Here is an 8,114-nt window from a genome sequence, read left to right on the forward strand (position 1 = left end):
GCAGGCGGCGGGCGCGGCGGCCCTCGCCGGTGACGGCCTGCGCGGGGACGGCGGGCTCCTCGGGGAGGTCGTCGTCGATGTCGCGGCGGCGGCCGGGCAGGGCGAGGACCACGAGGACGACGGCGAGGGCGCCCTGGGCCCACAGCCACGCGGTGTGGGTGATCGGGTCGTCGTAGGTGACGTCGAGCCTGCCGCCGGAGGCGGGCAGTTCGAAGCCCTGGGCCCAGCCGTCGAGGGTGGTGCGGGTGAGCGGCTCGCCGTCCAGGGTGGCGGTCCAGCCCTCGGCGGCCGAGTCGGCGAGGCGCAGCACCCGGCCCTCGGCGCCCGCCGGGATGGTGGTGTGGATCTCGACGGGTCCGGCGGCGACGGGCAGCGGCTCCCCGGAGCCGGCGGCCGGGACGATCGCCGCGCGGGAGACCTCGCGGACCACGCGCCACAGGGCGCTGCCGTTCTGCTCGCTGAGCCGCATCAGGCCGGGCGTGGTGTCGAGGACGCGGCTGACCTCGCGCGGGGCGCCCTTGTGGACCAGGACGTACCGCACGGCGAAGGCGCCGAGCTGGTCGGCCTGGTCGGCGCCGGAGCCGGCGACGAGGTTGGCGACGACCTTGTCGAGCCGCTCGTTCGCGCCCTGGGCGGCGGCGAGTTCGGCGTCGCCCAGGCGGGCGCCGGAGCCGCGGACCAGGGTGTAGCGGATGTGGGCGGTGGAGTCGCTGTCGAGGACGAGGGTGCGGGCCCGGTCGCGGGTGCCGCTGTCCTCGGCGACGAACGCGGGCACCTGCGCGGGGTCGTCGCGGCGCTCCAGCGGGCCGTCGGCACCGCGGATCATCCAGCCGGCGGCGACGAGCAGCGGGCCGGCGGCGGAGGCGAAGGCGATCAGCGCGGCGACGGGCTGGCGCCAGCCGAAACTCTGCTCGGCCACACGCGCGCGTGCCCCGTCGGCGCCGAGGACGGCGGCGGCGAGGAGGGCGAGGCCGTAGACGAGGGTGGCGGGGCCTGCCCAGGCGGAGCGGTTGGCGAGCACGGCGAAGACGAGGCCGACCAGGGCGACCACCCAGGCCGTGAGGATGCCGTACCGGCGCTCGGAGCGCAGCAGGGCGGCGAGCGCGGCGAGCACGACGCCGATCAGCATCAGCCCGCTGACCGTGCCGGAGCCGCCGGGGCTGGCGCCGAGCAGGTCGAACGCGGAGGCGGCCGACGCGCCGAACTCCAGTCCGGCCTCCTGGAAGAAGCCGAACGGCAGCAGCGACAGCGACCAGGGGGCGAGGACCAGCAGGGGCGTGCCGAGCTGGGCCAGGAAGCGCAGGCCGTAGGCGGTGATGTCGCTCCGGCGGACGGCGAGCAGGCCGAGGCCGAGGACCAGGGCGACGGGCCAGACGAGCGGGGTGAACGCGGTGGTGACCGTCAGCAGCAGGGCGTACGCCCAGGTGGCGCGCCAGCTGCCGCGGGCGCCGGAGGCGTGGGCGAGGCCGCTGGCGGCGATGCCGGCTCGGGCGAGCAGGGGCAGCAGCACGGCGAACACGGCGGTGCCGAGCCGGCCGCCGGCGAGGGCGCCGGTGGCGGCGGGCAGGAAGGCGTAGACGACGGCGGCCCAGGCGCGCAGCAGCCGGGACTCGACGAGCGGGCGGGAGGCGAAGTACGCGCTGAGGCCGGCCAGCGGCACCGAGCAGACCAGCAGGACGGTGACCGCGAGTCCGGTGGAGCCGAACAGCACGGACGCCAGCAGGGCGACGAGCGCGAGATAGGGCGGTGCGGAGGGGGTGCCGCCGGCGCCGACCGGGTGCCAGGCGTCGGCGTACCGCGCCCACAGCTCGCCGGAGTCTGCGGGCGCGGGCAGCAGGGCGCCGCCCGCGAGGACGCCGCCGCCGAGGAGGGCGCGGCAGGCGACGAGGGAGACGAGCAGCAGCACCAGGAAGAGCATCGGGCCCGGGTTGCGGGCGATGCGCTTGAGGCGGGCGAACTGCTCGACCTCCATGAAGTCGGCGTCGTCGCCGCCGGGTCCGGACTCGATGGCGCCGCCGTGCCGACCGGCGCCGGAGGCGGTCTCGGCGTCGGAGCGTCCGATGACGCTGCCCGCGACCTGTTCGACGGTGACCCGCACGGTCGCGCCGGGCGGCGGGAACAGGGCGCGCAGTTCGCCCTTGTCGATCCGCGGCTTGCCGCGGCGGCGGCGCCCGGCGAGGACCCGCTCGGGCCGCAGCAGCACGCCGAGCAGGCCGCGGATCTCATCGACGGCCTGCCCGGGGACCTTGCCGACGAGGTAGGCGAGGGTCCTCAGCAGGGTGCCGAGGACGAGCCGCAGCAGGACCCAGGGCAGCGCGGCGGTGCGGGTGTTGACGAGCAGGGTGTAGACGGCGCCGGCCTTGTCGACCTTGTGCGGGGAGGCGCTGGTGCGGCCCGCGCAGTCGACGGTGCGGCGCTCGCGGGAGGCGGCTTCGGCGTGCCGTACGACCGCCTCGGGGGCGATGAGGACGCGGTGGCCCGCGGCGTGCGCGCGCCAGCACAGGTCGACGTCGTCGCGCATCAGCGGAAGGCGCCGGTCGAAGCCGCCGAGCTGTTCGAAGACGTCGCGGCGGATCAGCATGCCGGCGGTGGACACGGACAGCACGGACCGGACGTGGTCGTGCTGGCCCTGGTCCTGTTCGCGGCGGTCCAGGCCGGTCCAGCGGCGGCCGGAGTTGGCGATGGAGACGCCGACCTCCAGCAGCTGCCGCTTGTCGTACCAGCCGCGCAGCTTGGGGCCGACGACGGCCACGTCGTCGCGGCCGAGCTCCAGTTCGTTCTCCACGACGCGCAGCAGCTGGGCGAGGGCGTCGGGTTCGGGGGCGCAGTCGTCGTGCAGCAGCCACAGCCACTGGACGGGCTCCCCGTGCGGCAGCTCCGGCAGGTCGTAGGCGTCGTCGCGCCACTGGCGGGTGACCGGGTCCCAGCCGCTGGGCCGCCTCAGGTACGGCAGCTCCTCGGGGGTGAGGTGCGGCGCGGCGCGGTGGGCCTCCTCGACGGCCTGGCCGAAGCCGGTGCGCCGGGCGAGGTGCAGCACCCGGTCGGGGCCGAGGGCGTCGGTGACCAGCTGGGCGGAGTCGTCGGCGCTGCCGGTGTCGGCGGCCAGGGCGAACTGCACCGGGCGCTCCTGGCCGAGCAGCCCGGCGAGCGCGTCGGGCAGCCAGCGGGCGCCGTCGTGGGAGACGAGGACCGCGGTCACCACGTGACGCGGAAACTCAGGGGCGGCAGCGACGTCTTGATGGGCTGCCGGGTGGCTGTGCACGGACATCGAGGTACGGGCCCCGGTTCGGTGGACTGCGGTGGACGCCTGTGCCCCGAGGGGGCAGCGGGGCGTCTCGGACGAGCGACCACACTATCGGCTGGCCATGGGGACGGCCCGCCACCTGTGGACAACCCCCCGCGACGGGCCGTTCGTCCTCACTCGTGCTGCTTGTCCGCCGGTGTCCGCGGGTCGCGGGTCAGACGGCCGCCTTCTTCAGCCGGCGGCGCTCCCGCTCGGACAGGCCGCCCCAGATGCCGAATCGCTCGTCGTTGGCGAGGGCGTACTCGAGGCATTCGGAGCGGACCTCGCAGGCGAGGCAGACCTTCTTGGCCTCGCGGGTGGAGCCGCCCTTCTCGGGGAAGAAGGACTCGGGGTCGGTCTGGGCGCACAGCGCGCGCTCCTGCCAGCCGAGTTCCTCGTCCGCGTCGTCGACCAGCAGTTGCTGCACCAGCTCGGTCATGTGCGCCCCTCGTCTGTTCTTTTCCGCGTCCCCGTGATGTAGCCGTTACCGTTTTCGGCTGAACGACACGAGTGAAATTACAAGTGTGCTGCTCCGGGCGAGTCAAGCCGAGATCTGCTATTGAGCCCCTTATTCACTCTGCGGAACCAAGGCCATGCGGAAAGTGTTCAAATCGGCATAAACCTCGACACAGCGACGGGGCCCGGGAGGGTCTCCTGCCACCGCACAGTCCTGTACGGAGAAGGACGCCCGCGAGTTCGATCCCGTTCCGACACGCAGGCCGAAGCGAACCGGATCACAGTCGGATCACAGACTCACAACGAGGGCTTGCGCGCCCGGTTGTGCCCCCATGTGTCCCGAGGACCCCGTGCACAAACCTTTCACCTGTCAGATGGACCGGATGAGGTGAACCACATCCCAGGATCCGGTCGCCGAGTTGACAGTGCAGGTGTGAACCGGTGTCCTTGTGGGCATGCTCGCGAACTTGGCGCTCACCTCGACCCGCACCGCCGGGTTCCTCGGTGCTGCCCGCGCTCGCTGTAGCTGTTGCTGTCCCGGCTGTTGAGCCCACCCGCTCCGGCCCCGCCGTGTCCCCTCGGACCCGGCTGCTGTTCCCTCCCTCCGCGCCCCTCCGCCCCGGGACGCGACCCCTCTGTTCGCCCTTCCGCCAAGGAACCACCGCACCCATGAACAGCGACAGTGACCTGCAGATCGCCGGCGACATCCTCGAAGTACCGCACCTGCTCCAGACACCGCGCGAGCACCCGTCCACCGTGTCCGAGTTCGTCGGCCTCGCCCGCTCCGTCGCCGCCGACCGCTCCCAGTGGGAGCACCTGGTCCGGTACGACGCCACCACCCGCTGGTACCACCGGCTGCGCACGGGTCCGGGCTACGAGATCTGGCTGCTGTCCTGGGTGCCCGGGCAGGGGAGCGGGCGGCACGACCACGGCCCGTCCTCCGGTGTGCTGACCGTCCTGGACGGCACGCTGACCGAGCACAGCGGGAGCCGCACGCGCGCGTTGGCCGCGGGTGCCCAGCGCGTGTTCGCGCCGGGGTACGTCCACGAGGTCGTCAACGACACCCTGGAGCCGGCCGTCAGCCTGCACGTCTACTTCCCCGGCCTCACCGAGATGCCGATGCTCCCCCAGTCCCGGCTGCGTTCGGCCGGGGGGACCGCCACGGCGCCCCACGTGAACTGCCTGACGTGAACCGCGTGGGGCGAACTGCCTGACGCGTTGTCGTGTCCGCCTGCCAGACTTGGCGCATGCGCATTGTGGTTCTGGCAGGCGGCATCGGTGGTGCCCGGTTCCTGCGTGGTCTGAAGCGGGCCGCGCCGGACGCGGACATCACGGTCATCGGCAACACCGGGGACGACATCCACCTCTTCGGGCTGAAGGTCTGCCCGGACCTCGACACGGTGATGTACACGCTCGGCGGCGGTATCAACGAGGAGCAGGGCTGGGGGCGGGCCGACGAGACCTTCCACCTCAAGGAGGAGCTGGCGGCGTACGGCGTCGGGCCCGGGTGGTTCGGGCTGGGCGACCGCGACTTCGCCACCCACATCGTGCGGACCCAGATGATCGGCGCCGGATATCCGCTCAGCGCGGTCACCGAGGCGCTGTGCGACCGCTGGCAGCCCGGAGTGCGCCTCATCCCCATGACCGACGACCGCGTGGAGACCCATGTCGCCGTCGAGCTGGAGGGCGAGCGCAAGGCGATCCACTTCCAGGAGTACTGGGTGCGGCTGCGCGCCTCCGTGCCCGCCGAGGCGATCGTGCCCGTCGGCGCCGAGCAGGCGAAGCCGGCGCCCGGCGTCCTGGAGGCGATCGCCGAGGCGGACGTCATCCTCTTCCCGCCGTCCAACCCGGTCGTCTCGGTCGGCACCATCCTCGCCGTGCCCGGCATCCGCGAGGCCATCGCCGACGCCGGGGTGCCGGTGGTGGGCCTCTCCCCCATCGTCGGCGACGCGCCGGTGCGCGGGATGGCCGACAAGGTGCTGGCCGCGGTCGGCGTGGAGTCCACGGCCGCCGCGGTCGCCGAGCACTACGGCTCCGGGCTGCTCGACGGCTGGCTGGTCGACACCGTCGACGCGGGCTCCGTCGCGCGCGTGGAGGACGCCGGCATCCGCTGCAGGGCCGTCCCGCTGATGATGACCGACGTCGAGGCGACCGCGCGGATGGCCCGTGAGGCGCTGGCGCTGGCGGAGGAGGTACGGGCGGCGTGAGCGACGAGCGCGGCGCCGTCGCGGACGGGGACGCTCCCGCGGACGGAGGCGCCCCCGCCTTCCGCGTCTGGGCGGTGCCCGGGATCCCCGAGGTGACGGCCGGGGACGACCTCGCCAAGCTGATCGCGGCGGCCGAGCCAGGACTGGCCGACGGGGACGTGGTGCTGGTCACCTCCAAGATCGTGTCCAAGGCGGAGGGACGGATCGTCGAGGCGGCGGACCGGGAGGCCGCGATCGACGCGGAGACCGTCCGCGTGGTCGCCCGCCGAGGCACCCTGCGCATCGTCGAGAACCGGCAGGGCCTGGTCATGGCCGCGGCCGGCGTCGACGCCTCCAACACGCCCGCCGGGACTGTGCTGCTGCTCCCCGAGGACCCGGACGGCTCCGCGCGCGCGATCCGCGACGGGCTGCGCGACATCCTCGGCGTCACCGTCGGCGTGGTGGTCACCGACACCTTCGGGCGCCCCTGGCGCTCGGGGCTCACGGACGTCGCGATCGGCGCCGCGGGCGTGCGGGTGCTGGACGACCTGCGCGGCGGCACGGACGCGTACGGCAACCCGCTCAGCGCCACCGTCGTCGCCACCGCCGACGAGCTGGCCGCCGCCGGTGACCTGGTCAAGGGCAAGGCGGCCGGGCTGCCCGTCGCCGTGGTGCGCGGACTGCCGCACGTGGTGGCCGCGGAGCGGGACGAGCCGGGCGCCCGGGCACTCGTGCGCGACGCGCGGGACGACATGTTCCGGCTGGGCACGTCGGAAGCGGTGCGGGAAGCGGTCACCCAGCGCCGCACGGTCCGCGCCTTCACCGACCAGCCCGTCGACCCGGGCGCGGTGCGCCGGGCCGTGGCCGCCGCCGTCACGGCACCCGCCCCGCACCACACCACCCCCTGGCGGTTCGTCCTGCTGGAGTCCGAGGAGTCGCGGACCCGGCTGCTCGACGCGATGCGCGAGGCGTGGATCGCGGACCTGCGCCGGGACGGCCGGAGCGAGGAGTCCATCGCCAGGCGAGTGCGTCGCGGCGACGTACTGCGCAACGCGCCGTATCTCGTCGTGCCGTGCCTCGTCATGGACGGCTCCCACACCTACGGAGACGCGCGGCGGGACGCGGCCGAGCGGGAGATGTTCGTGGTCGCCGCGGGTGCCGGGGTGCAGAACTTCCTCGTCGCGCTGGCCGGGGAGCGGCTCGGTTCGGCCTGGGTGTCGTCCACGATGTTCTGCCGGGACGTCGTACGGGAGGTGCTGGGGCTGCCGGAGGAGTGGGATCCGATGGGGGCCGTGGCGGTCGGGCATCCGGCGCAGGCGCCCAGCCCCCGGGCGGATCGGGACGCGGGGGCGTTCGTCGAGGTGCGGTGACCGTACGCTCGTAGGGTCGCCCCCTACTTCCCGAGGACCTCACCCGTGGCAGGACGTTTCGCTCCCCGGCCCACCCGTACGACGGTGCGCGGCGGGCAGGTCGCCGTACCCGGTGCGGTACCGCGGCCGGCGAGCGGGCCGGAGCGGGTGCGGACGTTCACGCCGGACGGGCCGCTGGATCTCGGGCTGGTGCTCGGGCCGCTGCGGCGCGGGCCCGGCGATCCCACGTTCCGCGTGACGCCGGACGGGTCCGTGTGGCGGACCAGCCGGACACCGGCCGGGCCGGGGACCCTGCGCGTCGTCGCCCGCGGCGCGGACGTGCGCGGCGAGGCATGGGGGCCGGGGGCCGAGTGGCTGCTCGACCGGCTGCCGGAGCTGCTGGGCGCGGCGGACGACCCGGAAGCCTTCACGCCGCGGCACCGGCTGGTGGCGGTGACCCGGCATCGGCGGCCGGGGCTGCGGCTGACGCGGACCGGGCTGGTGATGGAGTCGTTGATCCCGTCGATCCTGGAGCAGAAGGTCACCACCGACGAGGCGTACCGCGCGTGGCGGTTGCTGGTCCGGAGGTTCGGCGAGCCCGCTCCCGGGCCCGCGCCCGGGGGCATGTGCGTGATGCCGGAGCCGCGGACGTGGGCGCTGATCCCCTCCTGGGAATGGCATCGGGCCGGGGTGGACGACAAGCGGGCGTCGACGGTTCTGCGCGCGGTGCGGGTCGCGGCGCGGCTGGAGGAGTCCGTGCGGATGGAGCCGCCGGCGGCGCGGGCACGGCTGGAGGTCGTGCCCGGGATCGGGCCCTGGACCTCCGCGGAGGTGGTGCAG

6 protein-coding genes are annotated in these 8,114 nt (G+C 74.4%); 4 read left to right on the top strand and 2 right to left on the bottom strand.

Annotation, left to right across the window (positions count from 1 at the left end; translation table 11 throughout):
• Both CCN42_RS24610 and CCN42_RS24615 read right to left on the bottom strand, forming a co-directional pair.
• Positions 1 to 3,268, bottom strand: a 3,268-nt coding sequence (locus CCN42_RS24610; RefSeq protein WP_086738898.1) for a glycosyltransferase family 2 protein, incomplete at its 3' end; no start/stop codon positions are given.
• 190 nt (positions 3,269 to 3,458) lie between these two features.
• Positions 3,459 to 3,722, bottom strand: coding sequence for a WhiB family transcriptional regulator (locus CCN42_RS24615; RefSeq protein ID WP_003975777.1), 264 nt, complete (start codon positions 3,720 to 3,722; stop codon positions 3,459 to 3,461).
• A gap of 686 nt (positions 3,723 to 4,408) precedes the next feature.
• Here CCN42_RS24615 and CCN42_RS24625 point away from each other — a divergent pair.
• The 4 genes from CCN42_RS24625 to CCN42_RS24640 form a co-directional block, all read left to right on the top strand.
• Positions 4,409 to 4,930: a cysteine dioxygenase gene (locus CCN42_RS24625; protein ID WP_086738894.1), complete on the top strand. Its 522-nt coding sequence runs from the start codon at positions 4,409 to 4,411 to the stop codon at positions 4,928 to 4,930.
• A gap of 56 nt (positions 4,931 to 4,986) precedes the next feature.
• The gene (gene cofD / locus CCN42_RS24630) at positions 4,987 to 5,946 is read left to right on the top strand and encodes a 2-phospho-L-lactate transferase (protein ID WP_086171139.1); all 960 of its coding nucleotides are present in this window, start codon (positions 4,987 to 4,989) and stop codon (positions 5,944 to 5,946) included.
• Positions 5,943 to 7,295 carry a coenzyme F420-0:L-glutamate ligase gene (locus CCN42_RS24635; protein WP_086738896.1) on the top strand — a complete coding sequence of 451 codons (1,353 nt, stop codon included), beginning with the start codon at positions 5,943 to 5,945 and terminating at the stop codon, positions 7,293 to 7,295. Before cofD ends, CCN42_RS24635 begins: the two co-directional genes overlap by 4 nt.
• 45 nt (positions 7,296 to 7,340) lie before the next feature.
• Positions 7,341 to 8,114, top strand: a 774-nt coding sequence (locus tag CCN42_RS24640; RefSeq protein WP_086738900.1) for a DNA-3-methyladenine glycosylase family protein, incomplete at its 3' end; no start/stop codon positions are given.

The sequence above is a fragment of the Streptomyces glaucescens genome (genome assembly GCF_002154375.1).
Lineage (GTDB): Bacteria > Actinomycetota > Actinomycetes > Streptomycetales > Streptomycetaceae > Streptomyces > Streptomyces glaucescens.

Coding starts and splice junctions, on each gene's coding strand:
- CCN42_RS24615 (WP_003975777.1), bottom strand. CDS start 3,722: ATGACCGAGCTGGTGCAGCAACTGCTGGTCGACGACGCGGACGAGGAA.
- cofD (WP_086171139.1), top strand. CDS start 4,987: ATGCGCATTGTGGTTCTGGCAGGCGGCATCGGTGGTGCCCGGTTCCTG.
- CCN42_RS24625 (WP_086738894.1), top strand. CDS start 4,409: ATGAACAGCGACAGTGACCTGCAGATCGCCGGCGACATCCTCGAAGTA.